The sequence below is a fragment of the Streptomyces sp. NPDC039424 genome (assembly GCF_055639495.1).
On sequence record NZ_JBVKAI010000021.1, the window covers coordinates 81,414 to 107,296 of the forward strand.

A 25,883-nucleotide genomic window follows, 5' to 3' on the forward strand; every position below is an offset into this window, starting at 1 on the left:
ATCCCCCGCGCCCCGCGGATCGGCCCGGCACCGCTGAGCCGCCCAGGTCCCCGCCGACACCCGCCACACCGACCACCCAGCCCCGACCACCCCCGGCCCGGAGCCACACCGGCATCCCCACACACCACAGCCCGCCCGCTCCGACCCGCGCGGAGCGCCCGCCGCACCGGCCCGTCAGCCGGGGGCGTTCCCCGTGCCCCGGGTCGGGCGGAGTCGGGCGTCGCGCCAGTCGCTGGGGGAGACGCCGTATGCCGCGCGGAAGCTGCGGCTGAAGTGGGTGGCGCTGGCGAAGCCCCAGCGGCGGGCGACCGCGGAGACCGTGGTGTCGGTCCGACCGGGGCGGGCCAGTTCGCGCCGTGCCTCCTCCAGGCGGCGGTGCTGGATCCACCGGCCCACCGTGCTGCCGTGGTCCTCGAAGAGCTTGTGCAGGTAGCGGATCGAGATGTGCTGGGCCGCGGCGAGACTCGCGGGCGTCAGCTCCCGGTCCCACAGGCGCGCGTCGACGTGGGCGCGCACCTGCCGGACCAGGCTCTCGCGCCCCTCGCCGCCCCGGGGCCCGGCGTCGGCGTCGTCGACGGCCAGCAGGGCGACCAACTCGGCGACGCTGCCCGCGAGATGGAGCGCCGTCCGAGGGGAGTACGCGTCCATCGCGCCGACGGCCTCCCGCAGGAGCGTACCGAGCAGCGGCGCCACCGCGCCGTCGGCGGAGGGGGCCCGCCCGGTCAGGGCGCGCACCTGGCGGTCGGTGAGGGAGAGGGCGTACCGCGGTATCCGCACCAGGTGCAGTACGAAGTCCTCGGACGCGTGCAGTGCGAAGGGCTCCGCGCCCTCGCCGACGAAGAGGTCGTCGGACCGGCAGGGCTCGGTGGTCCCCCGTCGGACGAGGGTCGCGCGGCCGGAGGCGTGCAGGCCCAGCAGCAGTGACGGGTCGGCGGCGGCGACGGGGTCGTGGACGTAGGTCCCTGCCGTGCCCCGCACCGTGGTCACGTGGAGGAAGCCGAGGTTGTCGGCGGATGCGGGTGTCAGGCTCATGCGGCCCCCTGGTCGACGGGATCGTACGGGGTCCAGCCTGCGGCGATCGCGGTGCCGACGGGGGGAACGGCCGGCATTCCTGCGGGCAGGGGCAAGAGGCGTGCACGCTCGGGCAACGCGGCGATGGCACGATGGCGCGGGGACACGAGAAGGGGAGAACCGTGGGAGACGGGCGCGGCGACACGCCCCTTGTCGGCCGGCGGCGCGAGCGCGCGGTGCTGGAGCGGTCCCTGGCGGGCGCGCGGTCCGGGGCGGGCGGCTCGGCGACGGTGCTACGCGGTGACCCCGGCATCGGGAAGACCTCGCTGCTGGACTGGACGGCCGCGCGCGCCGGGGAGCAGGGCTTCACCGTGCTGCGGGCGGCGGCCGGCGAGGCGGAGGTCGGCATCGCCTTCGGGGCGCTGCACCAGGTGCTCCGGCCGCTGCTGGAGAAGTCGCGGGCGCTGTCCGGGCAGCAGCGGGACGCGCTGGAGCGGGCCCTGGGCCTGCGCGACGGGCTGCCCTCCGGGGGTTTCATGGTCGGCGCGTCCGCGCTGGCACTGCTCGCCGAGGAAGCGCGCCGCCGTCCGGTGCTGATCCTCGTGGACGACCTGCACTGGGTGGACTCCTCCAGCGCCGCCGTCTTCCTCTTCCTGCACCAGCGGATCACCGACCTGCCCGCCGTCATGGTGTGCACCAGCCGTCCCGACGGCTCCGCGCTGGAGGGCTGGCCCGCCCATCCGGTGGACGTCGAGGCGCTGTCGCGCGAGGAGTCGTGCGCCCTGCTGCGGCGCTGGCATCCGGGGCTGACGGCCGTCACCGCCGAACGGGTGATGGACGAGGCGGCGGGCAACCCGCTGGCCCTGGCGGAGCTGCCGGACCAGTTGGCCGCCGAGCACCGCAGGGGCATCGTGCCGCTCCCGGAACGCCTGCCGCTCGGACAGCGGCTGGAGGCGGTGTACGTACGACGGCTGCGCGCGCTCCCCGCCGACGCGGCGAGAGTGCTGCTGCTGATCGCGCTGGACGGGAGCGGCCTCGTACGGGAGGGCGTGGTCGGCGGGCCGGACGGCGCGGAGCGGACGCTCGGTCACATCGAGGGCAGCGGGCTGGCCCGGCTGGACCACACCGGGCGGCTGGTCTTCCGGCACCCGCTGGTGCGCAGTGCCGTGATCGCCGCCGCCTCGGACGCGGAGCGCCGGGCCGCCCACCGGACGCTGGCCGGGCGGCTCGCCGGGGACGACCCGCGCCGGCTGCTGCACGAGGCCTCCGCCGCCGAGGGGCCGGACGAACGGCTCGCCGCCCGGCTGCAGGAGGCGGGAACCCGTATCGCGCTGCGCGGCGGTGACGCGGAGGGGGCGCTGCTGCTGGACCGCGCTGCGGCCCTGAGCGCCGACGCCGGGGACCGGGCGCGGCGGCTGACCTGGGCGGCGGTGATGTCCGCCCGGGGCGGGCGCCTGGCGTACGCGGCGAAACTGGTGCGGGAACTGCGGCGGGGGCCGGTGCCCGAGGACATCGCCCCGCTGTTCGCCTACGCGGTCGTGTACGTCGACCAAAGTCACCATGTCGACTTCGCCTCGTCGTTCTCGCTGCTGCCCCGCGCCCTGGCCGCGCTGACCGCTCCCGGCGCCCCCGACTTCGGCGACCTCGTGGAGCAGATGGTCTTCAAGCTGCTGCTGGCCTCCGTGTACACGGGCGACCCGAGGGGGTGGCAGACGCTGGAGCGGCACCGCGAGGACGTGTCCCCCGCCGCCCGGCTGTGCCACCGTGCCTGGGCGGACCCGCCGCGCACGGCGCACGGGGCGGAGGCGGAACTGCGCGCGCTGGTGGCGCGGCTGACGGCCCGCGGCGAGACGGGCAGTGCCTGGCTGCTGCTGTGGACGTCGGCCGCGGTCGGCGGCGGCGACGCGGACCTGTGGCGGCTCTTCGCCGGGGAGCACGCCTACGCCACCCAGGGGTCTTTGGCGAAGGCGAGGTGCTATCAGGCGTTCCTGCGGGGCCGTTGGGACGCGGCGCAGGACTGTCTGCGGGAGGCCGAGACCGCGGAGGAACTGGGCTACCACACCAACGCCCTGCTCTTCCGGCACTATTACGCCTACTTCCTGGCGGGCCGCGGCGACGAGCGGGGCCTGAGGGAGCTGCGGGCCCGGATCGAACCGGCGGCGTCGAAGGCGCGGCTGCGGTTCGTCACGGATCATCTGGACCACCTCGACGCCCTCGCCGCCCTGGCGCACGGGCGGCACGAGGAGGCGTACGCCCGGCTGCGCCGGCTGATGGCCCCCGGCGACCTGCCGCGCGGTCTGTCCTGGTGCCATCTGCCGTTCTTCGACCTGGTGGCCGCGAGCCTGCGCTGCGGGCGCCGGTCGGAGGCGCTGGCGCACGTCGCGGCGGGGCGGGCGGCACGGATGGACGCCATCTCCGGGCACCACGCCTTCCTGCTGGCCGCGGCGACCGCGCTGACGGCCGAGGACGACACGGCGGACGCGGCCTACGCGGCGGCCTACGCCATGCCGGGCGCCGGGCAGTGGCCGTTCGACCTGGCGCGGCTGCGGCTGGCGCACGGTTCCTGGCTGCGCCGCCGGGGGCGGCCGGCGGAGGCGGACGACCTCCTGCGGGCCGCCTGCCGCACCTTCCAGGACCTGCGGGCCACGCCCTGGGCGGACCAGTGCCGCGCCGAGCTCGCCGCCCTCGGCCCTGTCGCGGGCGCCGGTCCGGCGACATCGGGCTGCGGCCCGCTCACGGCACAGGAGCTGCGCATCGCGCGTCTGGTCGCCACCGGGCTGACCAACAAGGAGGTCGGCGCCGAGCTGCACCTGTCCCCCCGGACGGTCGGAGCGCACCTGTACCGCATCTTCCCCAAACTGGGGATCACCTCGCGGGCGGCCCTGGCGAGGGCCCTGCCCAAGGACCGGGCCGGGTCCGGGTCTCCTCCAGGGCCCGGGCGACCCCGCCACGGGTCGTGATGCCCAGCTTGGGGAAGATCTTGTAGAGGTGGGCGCCGATGGTACGCGGCGACAGCCCGAGTCTCTCCCCGATCTGGCGGTTGGTCAGCCCCTGGGCGGCCAGCTCGGCGATCCGCAGCTCCTGGGCGGACAGCAGCGGATGAAATCCACCGCCGTCGCCGGGTGCCCCGGTGCGGGCGTCCGGCTCGTCGAGGGCGCGGGCGGCCTGTTCGGCCCAGGGCGTGGCACCGAGGCGGGCGAAGGCGGTGAGGGCGGCCCGGCAGTGGTCCGCGGCGGGCCCGGGCCGGCCCTGCCTGCGGAGCCGCAGTCCGTGGGCGAGGTGCGCCCTGGCGAGCGGGAAGGGCCACCGGTCGGCGCCCGGGTGGGCGTACACGGCCGCGTGGCGTCCGTCCGCCTCGTCGTCGGTGGCGGCGAGGGCCTCCGCCACGGCCACCAGGAACCCGTGGTGCTCCGAGACGTGGGCGATGCCGGACTCGCGGACCGCCCGCAGATGGCGCCGGGCGTCCGCGTGCCGCCCGCTGTCGACGGCGGCCTGCACCCAGTCGACGAGCGACAGATGGAACCAGGGGGTACGGGCCGGGACCGTCCCGGGTGTGGTGAGGCGCCGCGCGTACCGCCAGGCCTCGTCGGCCCGGCCGAGGCCGAGCGCGCACAGCACCTCCAGGCCCCGCAGCCGCTCGGTGACGAAGCGCATCCGCCGCTCCCGGGCCATGGTCCCGAGGACGGGTTCAAGGGTGGCGAGACCGGCGCGGTCCCCCCGGGCGGCGAGCACCTGGGCGACGTTCTGCAGGAACAGCATCTCGTTGAAGGCGTAGCCGTGGGCGGCGGACGCCTCGGCGCCCTGGCGGGAGGCGGTGAGGGAGGCGTCCCAGCGGCCGTGCAGGAAGTCGTCGTGCGCGCGGAGGATGTCGATGAAGGCCTGGGTGGCGTACGCGTGGTGGCGGGCGAAGCGGCTCCACAGCGCGTCGTGCTCGCCGACGGCGTCGAGGGCGGCGGCCGTCCACAGCAGCAGCCAGGCCGCGGCGGTCTCCCGGTCCTCGGGCAGGGCGGCGACCGCCTGCCGCAGCCGGTCCGGCACGTCGTCCACGGCGCGGCACGGGCCGGCCCAGGCCCGCCGGCAGAGCTGCGCCAGCTCGGAGGCGCCCGCCACCTGGTGTTCGGCGGCGGCCCATGCCCGTTCGTCGCCGGTGTGGACGGCGATGACGATGAGCAGGAACAGCATCGGTTCCAGCAGCCGGGCGCGCAGCTCCCCGGCTTCCGGCGCGGCCAGCAGGTCCAGGGTGCCGGGCAGCAGCTCGACGGCGGGTGCCGGGTCGCCGTCGAGCTGGAGGCGGGTGTAGCCGGCGGCGAACGCGTAGAGGGCGGCGGGCTCGGGCCGTCCCGGGCGGGCCTCGGCCTCGGCCTGGGCGAGGAGGTCCGCCGCAGCGCGCAGTCGTCCGCCCCGTCCGGCGAGGGCAGCCGCGGCGACGAGGCGCGCGGTCCGGCTCTTCGGGTCCGGGCTCAGGCCCGCCGCCCGGGCGAGCATGGCCGCCGCCTCGGCGTCTCCGCCCTGCGCGGCCATGGCGTCGGCCTCCGCGTGCAGCAGGGCGGCCAGTTCGCCGTCGGTGCCGATGGCGGCGGCCGCGAGGTGGGTGAGTCGCTGCGGGCTTCTGGCGGGCAGGGCGTCCGCGAGCAGCCGGTGCGCCGCGCGGCGCTCCGCGGGCGTGGAGATGTGCACCAGACCGGCGCGCACCAGGGGGTGGTGGAACGCCAGGCGGCCGGTCGCCGGGTCGGCGTGCGCCAGCCCGGAGGCCTCGATGTGCTCACGGGTCCGCGTCCAGGGCGACACCCCGTCGCGGTCCGCCAGCTCCCGCAGCAGCGGGACGCGCTGGGCGAAGGAGCCGCCGAGGGCCGCCGTCAGCAGCAGGTGCCGGGCGCCGTCCGGGAGGGCGCGCAGCCGGTCCTCGTACAGGCGCCCGAGCCGTTCGCCCAGGGGGAGTTCGCCGAACAGCTCGGCGATCCCGGCCGTCCCCGGCGCTCCGGGGCGGGCGGGGCGGTCCTCGGCCGTCCGCCGCAGCCGTACCGGAAGCTCGTGCAGCGCGAGCGGGTTGCCGCCGGCGGCGCGCAGCACCCGGCGGCGGGTCTCCTCGGGCAGGCTCGGGTGGAGGGTGCGCAGCAGCCGTTCGGCCTGCCGCTCGTCCAGGGGCTCCAGGTCGATCACCCGGCCCGGCAGGCCGTCGGTGCCGTCGCCCTCCTCGCGGGCCACGGCCGCGGCGGGCCGGGTCGCGCCGATGACGACGACGGGCAGCCGGGCCAGGTGCCGCTGGACGTACCCGAAGACGGCGACGCTGGAGGGGTCGGCCCACTGCACGTCGTCCAGGAGGACGACGACGGGCCGGCGCGCGGCGGCATGGCCGAGCAGGGTGAGGGCGGCTCCCGCCACCGTGAAGCCCTCGGGGGGTGTGCCCTCGCGCACTCCCAACGCGGCTTCCAGGGCGACGCGCTGGTCCTCCGAGAGGGCCCCGGCGTCGCCGAGCAGCGGCCAGAGCACCTGGTGCAGGGCGGCGAACGGCAGGCCCGACTCGGCCTCGGCGCCGGTCATCCGCAGCACGCGCAGACCGGCGCGCCGGGCCATCGTCCCGGCCGCCGTCAGCAGGGCGGTCTTCCCCATCCCGGGATCGCCCCGCAGGACGATCCACGTACCGGTGACGGCGATGTCCGCCAGGGCCGAGCCGATGACCGCGAGCTGGGCGTCCCGCCCCGCCGGCACCGGCCCCGTGTCCCGCCCCCCGGGCATGCCCGTACCGCTCATGAGCCCCGGTTACCCCGCCCTCTTCCCCACGGTCCGCACCTGCCGCTCCCCCGGCGGCCCGCCCAGTAGACCACGTCCGGTGCCCGGATTCGCCGGGCCGTGATCGGCGAGACGTACGGCACATGTGCGGGGCCGCGTGAAGAGCCGGTTCCGGGGGAAGCCGGAGTTCCGCCACGCGCACCACACGAAGGGGGACATCATGGCGTTCTTCACCATTTCCAGGCATCGTCCCCTCGTACTGTTGTCCTCCACGGACCTGGCCACGGAGTACGAGCGGCTGACGGAGGAGAGCGCGCAGCTCAGGCAGGCCGTCACCTCACACGCCGTCATCGACCAGGCGATCGGTGTGGTGGTGGCCGTGGGGCGGATCGCGCCGGAGGAGGGCTGGCGGGTCCTCAGGGACGTCTCGCAGCGCACGAACACCAAACTGCGTACCGTCGCCGAACACATCCTGGCCTTCGGTCAGGGCGCCACCCTTCCCGAGCCCGTGCTCACCGAACTGAAACTGGCGCTGGACCGGTACCGGGACATCGCCGACGCCGGCACTCGGCGCGCATGAACGAGAGCGACAGCACCCACCACGGCCGAGCGCGCCCGCGGGAGCAGCGCGAAGCGGAACGGAAACGTGAGGCCTCCCGGCCGGAGGCACCCGGTGCGAGGGCGGAGGCGGGCGGGCTCAGATCTCCTCCTCCACACGGATCGCCCGGCGCAGGTCCTCGTGGGCCTGGCCGGTCCTGCCCTCGCTCTGCTCCAGCAGCGCGGCGGCGATGCTGTCGAGCTTGTGCTGAACCGCGCGCTCGGCGCGTCGCTCGGAGTTCTTCAGCAGGGCCAGCAGGAGCAGGTTGACCGCGGTCATGACATCGCCGACGAACACCTGCCAGGTCAGGGAGAGACCGGCGGCGTGGACCGCGATGAACGCGGCCACCAGGGCGAGGCAGAAGCAGTAGAAGGCGATCGAGCTGGTGAGGTTGGAGACGCCTTCGGCCAGCCGCTCGAACCAGCCCCGCCCGTTCCGGGACCGCTCGGCAGGATGCGGCACAGTCACGAGTACCGGGTACCCATCCCGCCCCGGAACACCACACTGGTTATCGCCTTACCCTCTCCCGCCGTTCACAGGACCATCACCCCAGGGCCGCGCCGCGTGTCCGGCGCCGGGCTACCGTCGTCCGCTCGCCCCGAACCGACCCGAGTGAGGTTTCGATGTCCGTACGGCACATCCTCGCCGGCCTGGCCCTGGTGCCGGCGTTGGCGTTACCGGCGACCGCCCGCGCGGCGACGGACGCTCACCCCGGGGTGCCGCCCCACCGGCCGGCCTTCGATCTCCAGGCCCATCGCGGTGGCCTCGGCATGACGACCGAGGAGTCCCTGGAAGGGTTCGGCAAGGCGATGCGCCTCGGGGTGTCGACGCTGGAGCTGGACACCCAGATCACCAAGGACCTCAAGGTCGTCGTCAATCACGACCGGCAGGTCAGCGCCCAGAAGTGCCGCGACACGGCGCCCGTCGTACCCGGCGACCCGATGTACCCGTACGTCGGGAAGTACATCAAGGACCTGACGCTCGCCCAGATCCGGACCATGGACTGCGGTTACCGGCAACTGCCCGGTTTCCCCGAGCAGGAGGTCGTCGAGGGTTTCCGGATGGTCCAGCTCAAGGACGTCCTGAACCTGGTGAAGAGCTACCACGCCAGGAAGGTCAAGCTGAACATCGAGACGAAGGTCGAGGCGGGCGCGCCCGAACAGACCGCGCCGCGCGAGGTGTTCGTCCGCCGGGTGTACCAGGAGATCCACCGCTCGGGCATCGAGGACCAGGTCACCATCCAGTCCTTCGACTGGGGCGCGCTGAAGGCCATGCACCGGCTCGCCCCCCGCTGGCCGCTGGTGGCCCTCACCAACTACGACTTCCTCCAGGTGGGCCTGCCGGGCGCGTCCCCGTGGCTCGGCGGGATCGACGCGGACGACTACGGCGGCGACTTCGTCAAGGCGGCGGCCACCGTCCCCGGGGTCACCACCCTCTCCCCCAACTACGGTTTCCCGCAGAACGGCAAGGTCGGCGACCCGGGCTTCCGCTTCTACTCCGACGCGGCCATGGTGGCCGAGGCCCACGCCCGGGGCCTGAAGGTCGTCCCGTGGACCTGCGACGATCCCGCCACGGTGGAGGCGCTGATGGACATGGGCGTCGACGGTGTCATCACCGACTACCCCGACCGCGTACGGCGGATCATGGCCGAACGCGGTATGCGCCTGCCCCGCCCGTACCACCCGCGCTGAGCCGTCCCCTCGACCAGCCGGGCGAGGTTGCCGAGGGCCATCCGGGTGCCGTCTGGCCGGGGGCTTCACACGCCGTGAGACCCGGGTGGCGTACACGAGGTCAGCCACCCGTCCCGTAGCGCACCCCCGCCACGGCGCCCAGCACCAGGGCGGGCGCCACCCACCCCCAGCCCATGACCCGCCGCACCGACGGAATCAGCCACAGCCCCGCCGCCCCGCCGGCGCACCCGAGGGTCAGGGCGCAGGCCACGGCGATGCCGGTGTACGCGTCGTCGTCCCACGGGCCGGACGGACGGATGGTCACGGCCAGCAGGCAGAAGTACGCGGCGACGAGGGTGAGCAGGGTCAGGGGCACGGCGAGGACCAGGCGGAGGCAGCCGCGGTCCTCCTCGGTGTACGAAGGGGGCGTCATCAGCGCCGTAGGGTACAAGAGCGCTCACAGGAGGTGCGCGAACACCACCAGGTTCTCCGTGTAGTCCTTGACCGCGTGGTCGTAGTCCCCGGCGCAGGTGATGAGCCGCACCTCGGGCCTGGCCGCGTCGGCGTACACGCGCTCGCTGGGGAACTCGTCCTTCGGGAAGGTCTCGGCGCTGTCGACCACGAACTCCGGTTTCGTGCCGTCGGCCCGCTCGACGGTGAGACGGTCACCGGGCTTCAGCTCGCCGAGCCGCGCGAAGACGGCGGCGGAGGTCACCGTGTCGACGTGGCCGGCGATGACCGCGGTGCCCGCTTCCCCGGGCGTGGCGCCCTCGGCGTACCAGCCGACGAGGTTCACGTTGTCGGCGGGCGGCGGTTCGAGGTTGCCCGAGTCGGCGATGGCGAGGGGTGTGAAGGGGGCGTCGACCGAGATCTTCGGGATGGACAGACGCGTCGGCCTGGAGCGGGGCAGGGGCTCGCCCGCCGGGGCGGTGCCCGTGGCGGCCGACGCGGTGGGGGCGCTCTCGGCGCGCGGGGTGCCGGACGCCCCGGACGAGTCGGCCGGGTTCTGACGGCCTCCGATCAGAGCGACGGCCAGGAGCAGGAACGCGGCGATCCACATCGGCAGCCGTCCGCCGGAGCGGGCGCCCGGTTCGGCCGGTGCCGGATCGGTGGGGGCGGGGGACGACGGGCGAGCTGCCATGGGTCACCACCTCACTCGGGCACGGCAGCGCAGCGGTCGGGAATGCGGGCAGCCGGCCGCCGAGCGCGAAGCGCGCGGGCGGCGGCCGTAGCCCTCGGACGTCGGATGCCCCTCAGACGCCCGCTTCGGCATCCTTACGACGGCGCAGCGCGTACATGCCGGTGGCGGCCACGGCCACGACGGAGAGCCCGGCGGCGGTGACGCCCGGCGAGGCCAGCGCGCCGCCACCGGTGTGGACACCGCCGCGCGGCTTGTCGTGGTCCTTGTCCTTGCCGTACCCGTCCTTGTCGTGCTCGTCGTCCTTGTAGCTGTCGGGGTCGAACCTGCTGTCGTCCTTGCCCGACCCCCAGTCGTCCCCGCTCGACGAGTCGTGCGAACCGCCACCGGAGTGGCTCCCGCCGCCCTGCTCGTCGTGCCTGCTGTCGTCGCCGTGCTCCTTGCTGTAAGAAGAGTCGTCATGGCTGTCGTCGCCCCCGTAGGCGTGGGCCCCGGGAGCGGCGAACGCGAAGGCGGCCGTCGCCGCCGCCGTGGCCAGGATCATGCGGGCAGAGCGCATCTCGGAAATCCTTCCGCCGTGGCCGGGCAGCCGATACTCCATCAGCTGTCATGACCCGACCCCCGACATGAACCACCGTCAGCCACACTTCCGGCTCGCACCATCCGAGCCGCCCAGCCGGGTTACCGGCACCCCCCTCCCGGAGCGCCCGTTCGCCCGAACGGGGCGGAGCCGAGCGGCATTGACGGGACGGGAAGCCGGGAGGCGCCGCCGGGGGAGGGTGAGCTGTCAGCGCGTCAGCACTCCACCCACTTCCGCAGCAGCGCCTCGCGCTCCTCGCGGTCGGGGGCGGTGTCGTCGGCCCGGTCGCGGCGCCAGGCGAGCAGGGCGTCGACGCTCGCGGAGCCGTCGGCGAGCCGCCCGAGGAGCGTGCGGGAGAGCTCGTACTCGGCCGTCGTGTAGATGCCGCCGACGGCGGCGGTGTGCACGCTCACCTCCCGGGTTTCGTCGTCCGTCTCCACCCGGACGGCGAAGGCGGGTGGCAGCTCGCCGGCGCCGGTGACCAGCACGGCCAGCGAGTCGAGGGCGACGGCGGCGATCCGGCGGGCCGGAGAGCGGACGGGCACGGCGTCCACGTCGAGCCGCCGCACCTCCGGCCAGCCCCAGCGGGTGGCGCGGTCGGGCCCCAGGGCTTCCACCCCGTCGCCGGTCAGCCGGACACCGTACGCCGTGCCTGCCGGCTCGGCCCCGATGTACACGGCGTCCTCGCTGATCCAGAACAGGCCGACCATGGCCATGCGTGCCTCCCGGTAATTCCCTGTAAAGGTGCTGGTCGGGGCAGCTCGATCGGGCTACCCGTGTCGGTGTGTGAGACGGCTGGCACGGCCGTTCGGTTTCCGCGGGGTGTGCGCCATTCAGCGGCCGGGGACAAGCAGTTGGGGCATCACCTTCCGCTGACCGGCAGAGTGAGGGTCGCCGGGCGCAGACCGGTGGCCTTCGCCGTCAGGGTGAGGCGGCCGGGGCGCTTGGCCGGACGCAGGATCGCGAGTGCCTGGCCGTGCCAGGTGTGGCGGCGGGGCTGCCGAAAGCTGTCCACGTTGTGCGGGTTGCCGTTGCCGACCGCGGCGAGTTCGCCCGCGCCGTCGACGTCTTCCGCCGACCGTGTACCCGGTCGAGCCGCCGTTCTGGCTGCGCCGCATGTCGAACGGGCCGATCACTTGCGGCGGGGCGGGTGCGTCCGGGTCGGGGTCCTTGAGGACCAGGAGCGAGGGGTCGCTGGTGGCGCCGCCGTCGGTGGAGGTCGCGTACGGCAGGTCCTCGATGCTCCAGTCGTGCGGCAGGTCGAAGGGCCGCCAGGAGCCGTCGTCGTACGACGGCGACTCGGCGCCGTCGGCGTCGCCGCGCAGGAACAGCCAGCCCTCGTCGAACGAGTGCTCGCGGACCCGTCCGGTCGCGGGCGAGTCACCGGTCTCGGCGGCGGCCGCGGCCGACGGGTCGAGCTCGAGTGCCGCCGCCCCCGCGGCCACCGCGCCGAGCGCGAGGGCCTGACGCCGGGTCACACCGTCGTGTCTCCGCTTCTCCATGGACACCCCAATCTCCGATGCACTCTCATGCAAAGCACTTGTTATTGCAAGTAATATGCAACAAGCTGGCTCGGTCCTTACCACCGCTCGCGAAAGCGGAGTCACGTCATGCCCCGACTGCTGCCGGATCCCGGCCCCCAACGCGTCCTCGCCGCCTCGAACTTCGTCTACACCGTCGGCAGCGGCCTCTACCTGACCGCCGGGGTGCTGTACTTCACCGAGGCCGCCCGCCTTCCGGCCCGCGAGGTCGGGCTCGGCCTCGCTCTCGCCGGTTTCCTCTCGCTGGCCCTGGGCATCGCCGTGGGTCATCTCGCGGACCGGCGCGGAGCCCGGGGCGTCTACGCCGCGACGCTCCTCGTCCAGGCGCTGGCCACGGCCGCCTTCGTGACCGCGACCGGGTTCTGGCCGTTCGTCCTGGTGGTCAGCGCGGCCACCGGGGCGAAGGCGGCCGGGGTGGCCGCCCGCAGTCCGCTCATCCGGCACTACGGAGGGGACCGGCCGCAGGAGTTCCGGGCCTATCTGCGGGCCGTGACCAACGTCGGCGTCTCCGTCGGCGCCCTGCTGGCGGGCTGGGCGGTCCAGGTCGGCACCCTCACCGCCTACCGGCTGCTGGTCGTCGGCACGGCGACCGCCTGTGCGGCCGCCGCGGTCCTCCTGGTCCTGCTGCCGCCGATCGCCCCCGCCCCGGACCGCGGCGGCCCCCGCTGGATGGCCCTGCGGGACCGCCCGTATCTCCTGCTCACCTCCCTCGACGGTGTCATGGCCATCCAGTTCAAGGTGCTGACCGTCGCCGTTCCGCTGTGGCTGGTGCGGGAGACCACCGCCCCGCACTGGCTCGTCTCGGCCACCATGCTCACCGGAACCGTCCTCGTCGTCGCCTTCCAGGTACGGGCCGGCCGCGGCGTCACCTCCCCCGTCGCCGGCGGACTCGCCTACCGCAGGGCGGGGCTGGCGTTCCTCCTCGCCTGTGCGCTGATCCCGCTGTCGCACGGCGTCCCCGCCTGGACCGCCGTGACGGTGCTGCTGACCGCCGTGGTGATCCACACGGTCGGCGAACTGTGGCATTCCGCCGCCGGGTTCGAGGTCTCCTTCGCGCTGGCCCCAACCCACGCCACCGGCCAGTACCTGGGCGTGTTCGGCCTCGGCGCCGGACTGGCCGAGGCCCTCGGTCCCGGTCTGCTCATCTCGCTGTGCATCGGCTGGGGGCGCCCCGGATGGTACGTCGTGGGGGCGATGTTCGCCCTGACCGGCCTCGCGGCCCCGTTCGCCGTCCGCCGGGCGCGGCCCGAAGAGCACGCCCGGCGGGCCCACGCCACGGCGGCGCGGCGAGCGACGGCCGCGTCATGAACCGGAGGCCAGCGCCGCGACCTCGGCCGGGGTAAGTGCCCTGCCGTGGACGCGGAAGTCGTCGACGGCCCCCTTCAGGTACGGGTCGGAGTACTGGGACCTGCCGATGTACGCGGCCCGGATGTGGTTGCCGAAGTACCGGGGCTCGACGGTGACGGCGGTGTTCTTGCCCACCTCCTGGCCGTCGACGTACAGGACGGCGGTTCCGGCGCCGTACGTCACGGCCACGTGCACCCAGCGGTCGATGGGCAGCGGGTCGGCGTTGATGCGTTGCTCCGCTCCCCCGCCGCCCGCCGTGATGGCGTACCGGAGGGTCCCGGAGTCGCTCAGCGGGGTCAGGAACATGTTCGCGCTGACACCGGTGCCGACGTCGAAGATCCGGCTCCAGGCGGCCGGTTGGCCGGAGAGTTTCACCCAGGTGGCCACCGAGTAGGCGGAGGCGCCCGCCAACAGGTCGTCGGCGAGGGCGACATGGCCGTCCTCGCCGTCCAGCAGGACGGCTCCGCCGCTGTGGCCCCGCGTCCAGGCGGCGCCGCCGGCAAGAGTCGCGGCCTTTCCCCGGCCGGTGGCGTCGGAGGCCGTCGTGCCGGAGGTCTCGTCGAAGGGGTGCCAGGCCGCGAACTCGGGCGGCGGGGAGGGCGGTTCACCGGTCAGCCAGTAGACGGTGTAGTGCTGGTGGTGGACCCGGGATATGGGCAGCAGGGTGACCGTCTCGCCGTCGGCGCTCGCGGTCAGCCGCAGCGGGTCGGCCGAGGCCCGGCGCACCGAGGCGGTGTCCAGGCGCGGCATCCACGGGTCGGCCCGGTCGCCGTAGGCACCGGCCAGGACCACGGGCCCGTGCAGGACGGCTTTCACGTCGGGGTCGTCCGGGGTGGCCTCGATGCTCGTACGCATGGGCAGCGTGACCTCGACCCGGTCGCCGCGCCGCCAGACGCGGTCGAGGACCAGCCGGCTCCCGGGCGCGGGCCGGTCGGGCAGGGTACGGCCGTTGAGCTTCGCGCGGGCTCCTGAGGCCCAGGCGGGGATGCGGACCAGCAGCCGGTGGGCGGCGCCTCCGGCGGTGACCGTGAGCACGGTGGCGGATGAGTCGGGCAGGGTGGTGGTCTGCCGCCAGGTGATGTTCTTCTCCCGCCAGGTGACCTCGGAGGGGATGAACAGGTTGACCAGCAGTTGCCGGTCGTCGTGCGAGTAGACGGTGTCCGCGAACTTCGCCTGGGTCTCCATGCCGGTGCCGTGGTCGCAGGAGAAGTTGTCGTAGTCGGTGGAGTAGGCGTCCGGGTCCGTGCCCATGAAGGACGGCTGCTGTTTGAAGGAGCCGGGGGCCAGGCCGGTGTAGTAGATGTCGAAGCCGTGCGCGGAGTCCGGGTCCTGTTCGCCGAGCATCTGGTTGAGCAGGGTGCGCTCGTAGTAGTCGAGCAGGTCGGTGCGGTCCGGGGCGTGGAAGTGCAGCAGCCGGGTCAGCTTGAGCATGTTGTAGCTGTTGCAGTTCTCGCAGGTGCCGTTCGACAACTGGCCCGCGATGACGTCGGGTTCGTGGAAGGCCTCGCCGTTGCTGTTGCCGCCGATGACATAGGTGTGGTGGTCGGTGACGATCCGCCAGAAGTTCTCGGCGATCGTGCGGTAGCGGTCGGGCAGGCCCTCCTGCCACAGCCGCATCGCCCCGACCATCTTGGGGATCTGGGTGTTGGCGTGCAGCCCGGCCAGCCGGTCCTCGTTCGCCGCGAGCGGGTCGAAGACGCGGGCGTGGGTGAAGCGTTCGGCGACCTCCAGCCAGACGGCGTCACCGGTGATCGCGTGCAGGTCGGCGAACACGTCGTTCATGCCGCCGAACTCGGTCTCCAGCACCCGCTGCATCTGCTCGTGGCTGAGCTTCGCGGTGCGCCGGTCGACCCACTCGCCCTTGCGGAGGACCACGTCGAGGGCCTGCTCGTTCCCGGCCAGCCGGTACTGGTCGACGAGCCCGGCCATGATCTTGTGCAGGGTGTAGTACGGGGCCCAGACCCCCGTACCGGCCTCCAGCCGGTCGAAGAAGCTCTCCGGGAAGGCCGACAGATAGCCCTTGCCGTAGCCCGCGGCCGGGGAGGCGGCCTGGCACGCGGCGAGCGCGGCGACCAGTGAGCGGCCCTTGGCGCGCAGGGCGGTGTCCCCCGTGGCCGAACAGGTCAGGGCGAGGCCGGAGAGGAGGTGGCCGGTGGAGTGGCCGCGCAGTTCGACGTCCGGGCCCTCCCAGCCGCCGCAGGGCTGTGCGGTGCTGGGCAGGCCGACGTTGCGCCGGAAGGTGTGCAGCAGCCGGTCGATGTCGACGAAGCGCAGATAGGCGGTGTTGCGGCTCTGGTTGTCCTTGAACGGGCCGGCCAGCAGGGTCACCGCGGTGAGGGGGAAGGGCCGCACCCGTGCGGCGGCCAGGGGGCGGGCGGCGCCGGCCGGGCGGGGCGCGGCATGGGCGGCGGGTCCGTCGGTGACGGTCAGGGCGGCGGCGGTCGCGCCGGCCGCGGTGAGGAACGACCGTCTGCCGAGAGGTCGGGTCACGAAGTCCTCCGCATGTCGGTGGCATGGGGCGGCGAGTCCCATTCCCCGCCCCACTGGCATTTGTTCGATATTTCGAAGGCTGTGCGACATGCTGTGCGGATCACCACGGTAGAGGACTGACTGCTGATGTCAATGACACCCCTGGGACACCATCGCGGGACCGCGCAACGGTTCACGGGAGCGCTCCCATGGCAGGTCGCGCTTCCCCGGCGGCCATGACAGCGGTCATAATCGGGCCGACTGCCCGGCGCGCGCCGGGAGAGCGGGAGGAAGCCGTGGGCAAGGCGCTGTCGCGGATGATGTGGGAACGGTACGAACCGGTGCACGACCTGGTGTACGCGCCCGGGATCCGGCAGACCACCGACGCGCTCGGGATGCGCGGCTTCTGGATGGGGTACTTCGTGCTCCGCGCGGCGCCGCTCGGAGCGGTGCCCCCGGCCGTCGTCACCAGCTGCTTCTACGTCTTCCACCCCGACCGGGTGGCACGGGCCCTGCCCGACGCCTGGGGATACGCGTCCCCGGCCGACGTCCTCGCGGCACGGGAGGAGGCCGTCGACGCCGCGCTGACGCGGCTGTTGGGGCCGCAGGCCGTCGCCTCCCCCGAGATGGCCGAGGCGGCCGACCTGGCCTGGGCCGCGGCGATGGCCGCGGACACCGGGGGCCGGGTCCTCGGCGCCGCCAACCAGGCCCTGGAACGCCCGAAGGAGCCGCATGTGCGGCTGTGGCAGGCCCTCACCACACTGCGCGAGCACCGCGGCGACGGGCACGTGGCCGTCCTGGTGAACCACGGGCTCGGGCCGGTCGCCGCGATGGTGCTGAAGGCCGCCGCGGGCGAGTCCGACGGCTCCACCCTGCGGGAGGGCCGCAAGTGGGACGCGCCGGCGTGGCAGGCGGCCGAGGCCGAGCTGCGCGAGCGCGGCCTGCTCGCCGCCGAGGGGACACTCACCCCGGCCGGTGTCGCGGAACACGCGGCCGTCGAGGCCCGGACCGACGCCGCCGCGCAGCGGCCGTGGACCGCCCTGGGCACGGAGGCCACCGAACGCCTCGCCCGCCTCCTCGAACCGCTGGCCCGGACCGTACGGGAGGCCGGACTGCTCCCGGCCGGGAACCCGGTGGGCCTGACCGGCGACCGGCAACGGGCCGGGTCCGGCCGGAAGTTGTGGTGACGGCTCCCGGTCCGGCTCGGGCCGTACCCTGGGACCGTGGTCAACAGCACGCAGCGACCAGGGACGGTGGCGGCCCGGCTCACCGGGCGCCCGGTGACCGGTGAGCGTCCGCTGTCCGGGGCACTGGCCGAAGTCACCCTCGACGGTGGGACCGTGGTGGTGGTCAAACGCGGGGACGGTCCGCGTGCGGTGCGCGCGGAGGTGACCGGACTGCGCTGGCTGGCCGCCGCCGAAGCGGTCCGCGTGCCCGTCGTCCACGGCCACGACGAACACTGGATGGTGACCGAGCGGATCCCGACCGGGCCGCCGGACGCCGAGGCGGCGACGCGTTTCGGCCACGCGCTGGCCGCCCTGCACGCCGCCGGGGCCCCCGCGTTCGGAGCGCCGCCGCCCGACGGGCCCGAGGACGCGTACATCGGGCTCGCCCCGATGCGCAACACACCCGGCGCCGACTGGCCGCGCTGGTACGCCGAGCACCGCGTGCTGCCCTATCTGCGCCGCGCCGTCGACGACGGCACCGTGCGCCCCGCCGAGGCCACCGTCGTCGAGCGGGTCTGCGAGCGGCTGCCCGAGCTGGCGGGGCCCGCCGAGCCGCCCGCCCGGCTGCACGGCGACCTGTGGAACGGCAACGTGCTGTGGGGCGCCGACGGGCACGTCCGCCTCATCGACCCGGCCGCGCACGGCGGCCACCGGGAGACCGATCTGGCGATGCTCCGCCTCTTCGGCTGCCCCCACCTCGACCGGGTGCTGGCGGGCTACCAGGAGGCGGCACCCCTCGCCGACGGCTGGGCGGACCGTGTCGGCCCGCACCAGCTCTTCCCGCTGCTGGTGCACGCGGTGCTGTTCGGCCGCGGGTACGCCGAGCAGGCCCTCGCGGTGGCCCGGCGGGCCCTGGCCGGCTGACGCGGGGGGTCTACTCCCCCTCGTCCGGCGCCGCGATCCGGCCGGACTTGATGTAGCGGGCCAGGTTCAGGTGGTCGCCGTGCTCCTCGCGCAGGCCCTCCGCCCACAGCACGCTCTGGGTGCCCTCGTGCTTGACCATGCCCGGGCTCACTCCGATCCGGAAGCCGCCGGGCAGGGGCTTGCCGTCCCGGTGGGGCAGGAAGTCGAGCGGGGTCGGGCCGTCGGAGGCGTACACCGCGCAGTCGGAGAGGACCGCCACCGGGTACTGGCCGGTCGCCCGGGCCATGGCCAGCATCTTGCGGTGCATGTTGGTCCGCGCCTTGGAGATCACCGCGGCACGGATGTCGGGCCGCCAGGTCGGCCGGTCCAGCGCGGACCAGCGCTCGCCCGGCCGCCACCCGGTACGGGCCCGCTCGCGCAGCTTGCCGATGCCGCCCTTGACCGTGGCCTTGATCGCCGCCAGCACCAGCGCCAGCTGCGGATCCCGGTCCTTGTGGCCGTCCATCGCGACCAGGAACTCCTCGGGTGTCATGCCGGTCGTGACCCCGAGGTCCGCCATGGTGGCCACGTACGCGTCGCGCAGCCTGGTGTACCAGGCGTCCAGGTACGGGCCGTGCTCGGGCCGTACGTACGCCTCCAGCGGGGCGACCTCGTAGCCGAGTTCGAGCGCGTACGCCACGGTCGGCGTCGCGTACCACGCCGGACCCGACGGCGCTTCGCCGTCCGGGGTGAACGGGCTCGGCAGACGCGGATCGAGGCGGACGTGGGACAGGTCGACGAGCCAGGAGCCGGGCAGCGAGGGGTCGAAGTCCGGGTTGTGCCGGTGGACCGGCGCGCCGAGGCCGACGACGGTACGGTTGGCGGCCGCCGCGAACGCCATGTTGACGTCGATGCCGACGAGGCAGGGCTTCATGCACTCCTCGTCGGTCAGCGGCCGGGCCCAGTCGTAGGCCTCCTCGCGCAGCATCTCGGCCGGGGTGCGCTGGTGGAAGCGCGGGAGGTGGGCGAGGAGCGGGTGGCCGTCGGGGGCCTCGCACGGGGCGCAGTCGACGGCCTCGGTCAGGGCGCCCGGGTTCGGGGCGGACACCCACTGGCCGTCGTCGCCCCTGACGGCGCGGGTCGGGGGGTGCAGGGCGGTCATCAGCTCCAGGCCGGTGACGGCGGTGGAGCCGCGCGGGGTCAGGACCCGGGTGGCGTACGTGCCGAGGACGCGGGCCAGGTCGGCGGGCGGCAGCGTGGCGGCGTCGCCCCAGTGCCGGGCGTCCAGGGCGTGCCACGAGGGCACGCACAGCTGGACGCAGGCGCGTCGGCCGCCCTGTGCCGGGCGGTAGATCCGGGCCCACGGGCCGAGGCCGCGCCGGGTCAGCTTCCAGTCGGCCTTCTTCAGCTGCCGGATGGCCGGATGCGACTCGGGGAGCCGGCCGGCCAGGCGCTCCTCGTCGGTGAGCCGGGCGGGCAGCCCGTAGCGTTCGCAGGCCGCCGCCGTGAGGACCACCAGCGGGTCGGCGTCCTTCCCCGACCGGTGCAGCCGCGCCTGCCCCAGCCTCGCCTCGGCGAGCGTCCACTCCACCAGCGCCGGGAGCGACCGCGCGGGCACGTCCAGCACCAGCCCGCCGACGCAGTACGCCGCGACCTCACCGTCGGCGACGTCGACGACGGCGAGGGGGCCGTGCGCGAAGCGGGGGTCGACGGGCTCGGACTCGGTGCGGGGTGAGGGGGCGGGGGCCCGGGTGGCCGGTTTCTTCCGCGTGCCCGGGCGACGGGGAGGGGCGGGAGCGGGTGGGGCCGCAGCGGGTGCGGCCGCAGCGGGTGCGGCCGGCGCGTCGGGCCCGGCGGGGCTTTCCGTGGCGGGGCGGATGGTGGCCTCGGCAGACGGCTGTGCGGCCGGGTAGCGGTCGGCGAGACCGGCGAGGAGGCGGCGGTAGGCCTCCAAGCGCTCCCCCCTGGGCTCCGCGCGACCCGCCTCCCAGGCCTGGATGCTGGGTACGCGTACCCCTAGGGCCTGGGCCACGGCGGCCTGGGTCAGTCCGGCCGCCTCGCGCAGCCGCTGCCGCTCCGCCGGTGCGGGCAGCACGGTTTTGCCGTCGACGGCGGCGAGCAGCGAGTCGACCGCCGCGAACAGCTCATCGGGCTGGTCCGTCATTTCCACATCCGTCTTTCTACCTTGCGCCCCGCCGGATGCTATCTCAGCACTCGCGCCACAACGTTCCGTGGTTTTCCCAGCTTCCGGAGGTGATCACGGAGAGTAAGGAAACCAACCACCCGTTCGATTCGTATAAGCAGGTGGAAGCCGAAACAGGGAGACACCATGCAACCGTTCACGCTCAACTACGCGCGCCCCGCTGTGCAGTTGGACGTCACCACTCCGTACGCGTACGACTCCGGACTGCAGTTGAACGTGCTCCCCGACGGGCGGATCGCCGCCACCGACCACGCGACACTCAGAGCGCTGGGGACCACGACCTCCACGGCCGGCTCCAAGACGCACTTCGACGACTGAGCCGGGCCCTGAAGATGACGGTACTCATCCTGACCACCGAAGAGGACGTGACCGCCGACATGGTGGTCCTCCGGCTCAACGAGTCGGGCGTCCCCGTGGTCCGGCTCGACCCCGCCGACCTGACCAGCGGCGTCGCCCTGTCCGGCGAGTACGTACAGGGCGTCTGCCGCGGACATCTGTCCGTCGCGGGCCGGCTGGTCGGCATGAACGGCCTGCGCTCCGTCTGGGTGCGCAGGCCCGGGGTCCCGGCCGCCCGTGCCGCCCAGCCGTCCGACTGGCTGACGGAGGAATCCTCCCAGGCCCTGTACGGCATGCTGCGCTCGACCGACGCCCGCTGGATGAACCATCCGGACGCCGCCCGCCGGGCCCGCCACAAGCCGTGGCAGCTCCGGCTCGCCCAGCGCAGCGGACTGGCCGTTCCGGCCACGCTGATCACGACGTTTCCGCAGGCCGCCCGGGAGTTCGCCGCGCGGTTCCCGGATCTGGTGGTCAAACCGGTCTCCGGCGCGCACCCGCAGGAACCGCCGCGCGCGGTGCCGACCAGCCGGGTCGCGCCGGACGCCGACTTCGCGGCCGTCGCCTTCGGGCCGACGCTGCTGCAGCGCCGGGTCGCCAAGCGGGCGGACATCCGCCTGACCGCCGTGGGCGAGCGGCTGCTGGCCGCCCGCAAGCCGGTCGCCCCGGACGCGCATCCCGACGACGTGGACGTCCGCTTCGCCCCGTCGTCCGCCCCCTGGGCTCCCGTGGACGTGCCCCCGCGGGTCGCCGAGGCCGTCCGCACATATCTGAGGGATGCCGAACTAGCCTATGGCGCCTTCGACTTCGCCGAGGACGCCGACGGCATCTGGTGGTTCCTGGAGTGCAACCAGTCGGGCCAGTTCGGCTTCGTCGAGATGGACACCGGCCAGCCGATCGCCCGCAGCATCGCCGAGTGGCTGGCGGGCGGCACGAGCGAGCCGTGCTCGACGGCCAACGGAACGAGGAAGTCCGCTCTGTGAGTTCACCCCCCACCGGACGCGGCGCGACGGCCGAACCGCACGCGGCGTCCGGGATCAGGGCGATCCGGGACCCGGCAGCTGGGGAAGCCGCTGCCACGCCGGGGCCGGCGCCGCGGACGGCGGCAGGGTGGTGCCGGGGGCGTGTCCGTGCGACCGCAGTGGCAGCATGACGACCTCCAGCTCCCTGCGCAGGCGGTCGGCCTCTCTGCGTACCCCCGCGGGTACGTCGCCGCGTTCCGCGACAAGCCGGTCGTAAATGGGAGAATCCTGGAACACCCGTCAACATGCCTTTCGGACAACGGCCCATGGACATGGGCACGGTTGACGAGTGTAAGGATCCGGGCGGGTCCACGTACGGCTTGTCCGTCACGCGGTCTTCGTCACAAGGCTTTCGTCACACGGCCAGGGGCAGCCCGTTGTCCCCTTCCGTCTCGGTTCCGGCCTCCGGCGCCGCGCCGGCCTGCCGTGCCCCGGCCAGCAGCAGGGCGTCCGCGCGGGCGATGGCCTCGCCGATGTCCATGGTCGCCGTCATCACGCACAGTGTGTAGCTCACGTCCTCGAGTTCCCGTGTCACCGCCGGTGTGTGCCGCTCGGCCTGAGCGATCCGCAGTGACGCGTAGCGGGTCAGCAGCTTCCTGACGACCTTGGGGTCCGGGACCAGCACGAAGTGCCCCTCTCTCGATTTTTGTGCACCGTATGCCCGGGAGGGCGTTGATCATGCCCGTCTCGCGCGCCACGCCGGGGAGATGACGCGATCGTGTCGCTCGGGCGAGGCGGGGCAGAAGAGTGGTGGGAGGAGGGATCGGCGATGAGGCTGGACATCCCCACCGACGGCGCGGCCTTTCGGGACCGCCTGGGCAGTGAGATCTTCGCACGGATCGCGGGCCCGGACGGCGCGCGTGTCCGGGCCCGCATCCACCACACCCCCGGCCCGCGCTGGTTCGGCCGGGATCGGCCCATCCGCCGGGTGCACGGGGACGCCTCCATGTTCATCGGCGGGCTTTCGGCCCTGCTGCTGCAGTCCCTGCATCCGCTGGCGATGGCGGCCGTGGCCGCGCACTCCGGGTTCCGGGGCGACCCGTGGGGACGGCTCCAGCGCACCAGCGCCTTTCTGGCCGTGACGACGTACGGCACCGCCGACAGCGCCCAGGAGGCCTGCGACCGGGTGCGGAGCGTCCACGAACGGGTCAGCGGGACGGCACCCGACGGCCGCCCCTACCACGCCGCCGACCCCCATCTGCTGGCCTGGGTCCATGTCGCTGAGGTGGACAGCTTTTTGCGGGCCCACCAGCGCTACGGCGCCCGGCCCCTGGACGACGAGGGCTGCGACGGCTACGTCGCGGACACGGCGCGGGTGGCCGCCGCGCTCGGGGTCCCCGACCCGCCGCGCACCCGTGCCGAGCTGGCCGGCCGGCTGGCCGCCTACCGGCCGGAGCTGCGGGCGACGCCGCAGGCGCGCGGCACCGCCCGTTTCCTGCTGCTGCGCCCGCCCGTACCGCCGGCCGCCCGTCTCCCGTACGGCGTGGTCGCCGCCAACGCGATCTCGCTGCTGCCCACTTGGGCCTCGCGGGCGCTGTGGCTGCCCCGCCTGCCGGTGGCCGAAGGGATCTGCGTCCAGCCACTGGGCAGCGCCGTGACCTCCGCGATCCGCTGGGCGATGACACCCGGCCGGGAACGCGCGATGGCGGAGGCCTCGACCGCCGAGTGAGCCGTCGAAGGCCCAGCGAGCGGGCCGCCCGGGACCGTCGTACCGCTGCTGCCGCTGCCTGCCGCACGGTTCCTCCGGCGCCCGCCCTCCCCTGCCGTACCCCGGATGTGAAACCCTCGGTGGCGGCCGGCCCGGCGCCGGTCGTCGTCGGGTTCGGGATCCTGGAGAGGCGGCGCTATGCGCATCGGACTGCTCGGCACGGGCCCCTGGGCCCGCATGGTGCACGCCCCCGCACTGAGCGGGCGCGAGAAGGTGGAGTTCGCCGGCGTGTGGGGGCGGCGCACGGAGGCCGCCGAGGAACTGGCGGGCCGCCATGGCATCCGAGCCTACGAGGACGTGGACGCCTTGTTCGCGGACGTGGACGCCGTCGCGGTCGCCCTGCCGCCGGACGTGCAGGCCCCGCTCGCCGAGCGCGCGGCCCGCGCCGGACGCCATCTGCTGCTGGACAAGCCGCTCGCCGCCACGGTGCCGCAGGGCCGGGCGGTCGTGGACACCGTACGGGATGCCGGGGTGGCCTCGGTCATCTTCCTCACCACCCGCTTCCAGCCCGAGACGGAGGCCTGGATCGCCGAACAGGCCAAGCGGCCGGGGTGGTTCACCGCACGGGCGGACTGGCTCGGCGCGGTGTTCACGACCGACAGCCCGTTCGCCGCCTCACCGTGGCGCCGGGAGAAGGGCGGCCTGTGGGACGTCGGCCCGCACGCCCTGTCGGTGCTCCTGCCCGTCCTGGGCGACGTACGGCACGTGACGGCCGCGGCGCACGGCCCCGGGGACACCACTCATGTGATCCTCGAACACGTCGGCGGCGCCTCCAGCACGCTGACGCTGAGCCTCACCGCACCGGCCGAGGCCGCCGGAGCCACCGTCGAGCTGCGGGGCGCGGCCGGGGTGACGGCTCTGCCGCCGAGTTCCGCCGGGGCCCTCGCCGCCTTCGGCCGGGCCGTGGACGCACTGATCGGCGCCGCACGCACGGGACTGCCCCATGCGTGCGACGCCGTCTTCGGTCTGCGTGTGACCGAGATTCTCGCCGCTGCCCACGCCCTCCTGCCCGAACGGGCCGGCTGACCGCCGCGGCTTCCCGTGGCGGGGTGCGGGGCCCACTTCCCGAGCCCTGCCCCCACCGTCCTTGTCATGCGTGCCGGTGTGTGTGCCCGTGCCGGCTGCCCGTGACGAGCCGGTACAGCACCAGCAGGATCAGCGAGCCGACGATCGCGGCGATCCACGTCGACAGATCGAAGAAGCCGTCGATCGAGTCGACACCGAAGATCACCTTGCCCAGCCAGCCGCCGAGCAGGCCGCCGACGATGCCGATCAGCATGGTGACGATGATGCCCCCGGGGTCCTTGCCCGGCAGCAGCAGCTTGGCGATCGCACCGGCCAGCAGACCGATCAGGATCCAGGCGATGATGCCCACTTGTCCTCCACAATCCGTCGGAAATCCGTGCTACATACGGATGTGCCGAGACGCCGAGGACAAACCTGCGAATCGTGGAAACCTGAAGCTTCTACGCGGCCGCGTGGAAGTACAGGCGCTCCCGTATGACCGGATAGCCGGCCCGGGCGAAGTGCTCGGCCATGGGCAGGTTGCCCTGGTCCGTGTCCGCGGCGATGAACTCCGCGCCCTGTTCGGCGAGGAAGTGGGTGCACTCGGCGAGCAGGTCGGCGGCGTAGCCGTGGCCGCGGTGTTCCGGCACGACGCCGATGAACCCGATGCACGCGCCCGACGGGTTGCGTGCGGGGACGTGGATGCCGACGAGGTCGCCGGCGCGGGTGCGGGCGACCCGCCACCACTCGCGGGGCGACGGGAACCAGTGGAAGACGTCCAGTTCCCGCTGCGCGGCGAGGTCGACGCCGCCTTCCGCTATGGCCCGCCGGGCGTGCGCGTCCAGCGTGGCGGAGTGGATGCGGCGCAGCGCGTCGAAGAAGACCGCGTCGTCGGGTTCGGCGGTGAAGACGAGACGGCCGGGGCGCTCGGGGAGGCCGCGTTGGGGGGTCCACCGGTACTGGAAGCGGTCCACCAGGAACTCGAACCCGGCGGCGCGGGCCGCCCGGACGCGGGTCTCGCCCGCCGCCTTCAGGTCCGGGTCCTCGCGCCAGCCCGAGGGCAGCGTCATCTCCAGTTCCCCGACCCGCCAGGGCGCGGTGCGCAGGAGTTCGGCGCCCGCCTCCTCCTCGCCGTCGGCCACGTCGAACCAGTTGATGAAGACGGGCTCGGTGTCGTCGGGCGCGCCCCACCAGGCGGCGCGGGCGACGACCGTGCCGTCGCGCAGGGCGACCCGCTTCCAGTCGGGGCGGTGCCGGGTGAGCCGGTGGGCGGCACGGACCCCGAGCGGGTCGGGCAGGGCGTCGAAGAGAGAGGCGTCGTGCTCGGTGAGCGTGCGGATGACCAGGTCGGTCACGTAATCCTCCGGGATGCGTACTGCGTGGAGCGCTCCCGGTCGGTCAGACGAACCACGCCGGGGCAACGGAAGGGGAGCGCTGGATGAATGAGAACTGCATGGCA

The 25,883-nt window shown here is 74.1% G+C and carries 24 protein-coding genes; 10 read left to right on the forward strand and 14 right to left on the reverse strand.

Annotated elements, in window-relative coordinates:
• Positions 1-174: 174 nt before the first annotated feature.
• The gene (locus ACZ7L0_RS36005) at positions 175-1,032 is read right to left on the reverse strand and encodes a helix-turn-helix domain-containing protein (protein WP_471246769.1); all 858 of its coding nucleotides are present in this window, start codon (positions 1,030-1,032) and stop codon (positions 175-177) included.
• Positions 1,033-1,193: 161 nt separating this feature from the next.
• On the opposite strand from ACZ7L0_RS36005, the gene ACZ7L0_RS36010 reads away from it, so the two are divergent.
• Positions 1,194-3,971: an ATP-binding protein gene (locus ACZ7L0_RS36010; RefSeq protein ID WP_471246770.1), complete on the forward strand. Its 2,778-nt coding sequence runs from the start codon at positions 1,194-1,196 to the stop codon at positions 3,969-3,971.
• Here the strand turns inward: ACZ7L0_RS36010 and ACZ7L0_RS36015 are convergent.
• The gene (locus ACZ7L0_RS36015; protein WP_471246771.1) at positions 3,877-6,762 is read right to left on the reverse strand and encodes an ATP-binding protein; all 2,886 of its coding nucleotides are present in this window, start codon (positions 6,760-6,762) and stop codon (positions 3,877-3,879) included. The two genes, ACZ7L0_RS36010 and ACZ7L0_RS36015, sit on opposite strands and share 95 nt — an antisense overlap.
• A gap of 199 nt (positions 6,763-6,961) precedes the next feature.
• Between ACZ7L0_RS36015 and ACZ7L0_RS36020 the strand changes: the two genes are divergently transcribed.
• Positions 6,962-7,321 (forward strand): ANTAR domain-containing protein, encoded by a 360-nt coding sequence (locus ACZ7L0_RS36020; RefSeq protein ID WP_471246772.1) that lies wholly within the window; start codon positions 6,962-6,964, stop codon positions 7,319-7,321.
• Between the two features lie 117 nt (positions 7,322-7,438).
• On the opposite strand, the gene ACZ7L0_RS36025 is transcribed toward ACZ7L0_RS36020, so the two are convergent.
• Complete coding sequence (locus ACZ7L0_RS36025; RefSeq protein ID WP_471246773.1) at positions 7,439-7,807, reverse strand: low affinity iron permease family protein; 369 nt, start codon at positions 7,805-7,807, stop codon at positions 7,439-7,441.
• A gap of 155 nt (positions 7,808-7,962) precedes the next feature.
• Here ACZ7L0_RS36025 and ACZ7L0_RS36030 point away from each other — a divergent pair, with 155 nt between their 5' ends.
• Positions 7,963-9,030 carry a glycerophosphodiester phosphodiesterase family protein gene (locus ACZ7L0_RS36030; RefSeq protein WP_471246774.1) on the forward strand — a complete coding sequence of 356 codons (1,068 nt, stop codon included), beginning with the start codon at positions 7,963-7,965 and terminating at the stop codon, positions 9,028-9,030.
• 100 nt (positions 9,031-9,130) lie between these two features.
• Here the strand turns inward: ACZ7L0_RS36030 and ACZ7L0_RS36035 are convergent, their stop codons facing one another.
• The 5 genes from ACZ7L0_RS36035 to ACZ7L0_RS36055 all read right to left on the reverse strand — a co-directional run bounded on the left by ACZ7L0_RS36035 (position 9,131) and on the right by ACZ7L0_RS36055 (position 12,229).
• Entirely contained in the window at positions 9,131-9,442 is a 312-nt protein-coding gene (locus ACZ7L0_RS36035) for a hypothetical protein (RefSeq protein ID WP_471246775.1), read from the reverse strand.
• Between the two features lie 24 nt (positions 9,443-9,466).
• Complete coding sequence (locus ACZ7L0_RS36040) at positions 9,467-10,150, reverse strand: class F sortase (protein WP_471246776.1); 684 nt, start codon at positions 10,148-10,150, stop codon at positions 9,467-9,469.
• A gap of 112 nt (positions 10,151-10,262) precedes the next feature.
• Complete coding sequence (locus tag ACZ7L0_RS36045) at positions 10,263-10,706, reverse strand: hypothetical protein (protein WP_471246777.1); 444 nt, start codon at positions 10,704-10,706, stop codon at positions 10,263-10,265.
• Between the two features lie 236 nt (positions 10,707-10,942).
• Entirely contained in the window at positions 10,943-11,443 is a 501-nt protein-coding gene (locus ACZ7L0_RS36050) for a hypothetical protein (RefSeq protein ID WP_471246778.1), read from the reverse strand.
• A gap of 117 nt (positions 11,444-11,560) precedes the next feature.
• A complete protein-coding gene (locus tag ACZ7L0_RS36055; protein WP_471246779.1) occupies positions 11,561-12,229 on the reverse strand; it encodes a hypothetical protein in 669 nt (222 codons plus the stop codon).
• Positions 12,230-12,337: 108 nt separating this feature from the next.
• On the opposite strand from ACZ7L0_RS36055, the gene ACZ7L0_RS36060 reads away from it, so the two are divergent.
• Entirely contained in the window at positions 12,338-13,576 is a 1,239-nt protein-coding gene (locus tag ACZ7L0_RS36060; RefSeq protein WP_471246780.1) for an MFS transporter, read from the forward strand.
• On the opposite strand, the gene ACZ7L0_RS36065 is transcribed toward ACZ7L0_RS36060, so the two are convergent.
• Positions 13,571-16,105, reverse strand: coding sequence for a glycoside hydrolase family 127 protein (locus ACZ7L0_RS36065; protein WP_471246781.1), 2,535 nt, complete (start codon positions 16,103-16,105; stop codon positions 13,571-13,573). The two genes, ACZ7L0_RS36060 and ACZ7L0_RS36065, sit on opposite strands and share 6 nt — an antisense overlap.
• Before the next feature lie 215 nt (positions 16,106-16,320).
• Here ACZ7L0_RS36065 and ACZ7L0_RS36070 point away from each other — a divergent pair, with 215 nt between their 5' ends.
• Together ACZ7L0_RS36070 and ACZ7L0_RS36075 are read left to right on the forward strand one after the other, a co-directional pair.
• A complete protein-coding gene (locus ACZ7L0_RS36070; RefSeq protein ID WP_471246782.1) occupies positions 16,321-17,271 on the forward strand; it encodes an SCO6745 family protein in 951 nt (316 codons plus the stop codon).
• A gap of 36 nt (positions 17,272-17,307) precedes the next feature.
• Positions 17,308-18,174 carry a fructosamine kinase family protein gene (locus ACZ7L0_RS36075; protein WP_471246783.1) on the forward strand — a complete coding sequence of 289 codons (867 nt, stop codon included), beginning with the start codon at positions 17,308-17,310 and terminating at the stop codon, positions 18,172-18,174.
• A gap of 10 nt (positions 18,175-18,184) precedes the next feature.
• On the opposite strand, the gene tap is transcribed toward ACZ7L0_RS36075, so the two are convergent.
• Positions 18,185-20,317, reverse strand: a complete 2,133-nt coding sequence (gene tap, locus ACZ7L0_RS36080) for a telomere-associated protein Tap (RefSeq protein WP_471246784.1) — start codon at positions 20,315-20,317, stop codon at positions 18,185-18,187.
• Positions 20,318-20,482: 165 nt separating this feature from the next.
• Here tap and tgmA point away from each other — a divergent pair, with 165 nt between their 5' ends.
• Positions 20,483-20,674, forward strand: coding sequence for a putative ATP-grasp-modified RiPP (tgmA, locus tag ACZ7L0_RS36085; protein ID WP_020938095.1), 192 nt, complete (start codon positions 20,483-20,485; stop codon positions 20,672-20,674).
• A 14-nt stretch (positions 20,675-20,688) separates the two neighbouring features.
• Complete coding sequence (gene tgmB / locus ACZ7L0_RS36090) at positions 20,689-21,672, forward strand: ATP-grasp ribosomal peptide maturase (protein WP_471246785.1); 984 nt, start codon at positions 20,689-20,691, stop codon at positions 21,670-21,672.
• A gap of 54 nt (positions 21,673-21,726) precedes the next feature.
• Here tgmB and ACZ7L0_RS36095 read toward each other — a convergent pair whose 3' ends face one another.
• Positions 21,727-21,948, reverse strand: a complete 222-nt coding sequence (locus ACZ7L0_RS36095; protein ID WP_471246786.1) for a hypothetical protein — start codon at positions 21,946-21,948, stop codon at positions 21,727-21,729.
• A gap of 118 nt (positions 21,949-22,066) precedes the next feature.
• Entirely contained in the window at positions 22,067-22,336 is a 270-nt protein-coding gene (locus tag ACZ7L0_RS36100; RefSeq protein ID WP_471246787.1) for a DUF5133 domain-containing protein, read from the reverse strand.
• A 144-nt stretch (positions 22,337-22,480) separates the two neighbouring features.
• Between ACZ7L0_RS36100 and ACZ7L0_RS36105 the strand changes: the two genes are divergently transcribed.
• A complete protein-coding gene (locus tag ACZ7L0_RS36105) occupies positions 22,481-23,380 on the forward strand; it encodes an oxygenase MpaB family protein (protein WP_471246788.1) in 900 nt (299 codons plus the stop codon).
• A gap of 177 nt (positions 23,381-23,557) precedes the next feature.
• Positions 23,558-24,445 (forward strand): Gfo/Idh/MocA family protein, encoded by an 888-nt coding sequence (locus ACZ7L0_RS36110; protein WP_471246789.1) that lies wholly within the window; start codon positions 23,558-23,560, stop codon positions 24,443-24,445.
• Positions 24,446-24,509: 64 nt separating this feature from the next.
• On the opposite strand, the gene ACZ7L0_RS36115 is transcribed toward ACZ7L0_RS36110, so the two are convergent.
• Positions 24,510-24,794, reverse strand: coding sequence for a GlsB/YeaQ/YmgE family stress response membrane protein (locus tag ACZ7L0_RS36115; RefSeq protein WP_471246790.1), 285 nt, complete (start codon positions 24,792-24,794; stop codon positions 24,510-24,512).
• Between the two features lie 91 nt (positions 24,795-24,885).
• Positions 24,886-25,779 (reverse strand): GNAT family N-acetyltransferase, encoded by an 894-nt coding sequence (locus tag ACZ7L0_RS36120; protein ID WP_471246791.1) that lies wholly within the window; start codon positions 25,777-25,779, stop codon positions 24,886-24,888.
• Positions 25,780-25,883 lie beyond the last annotated feature (104 nt).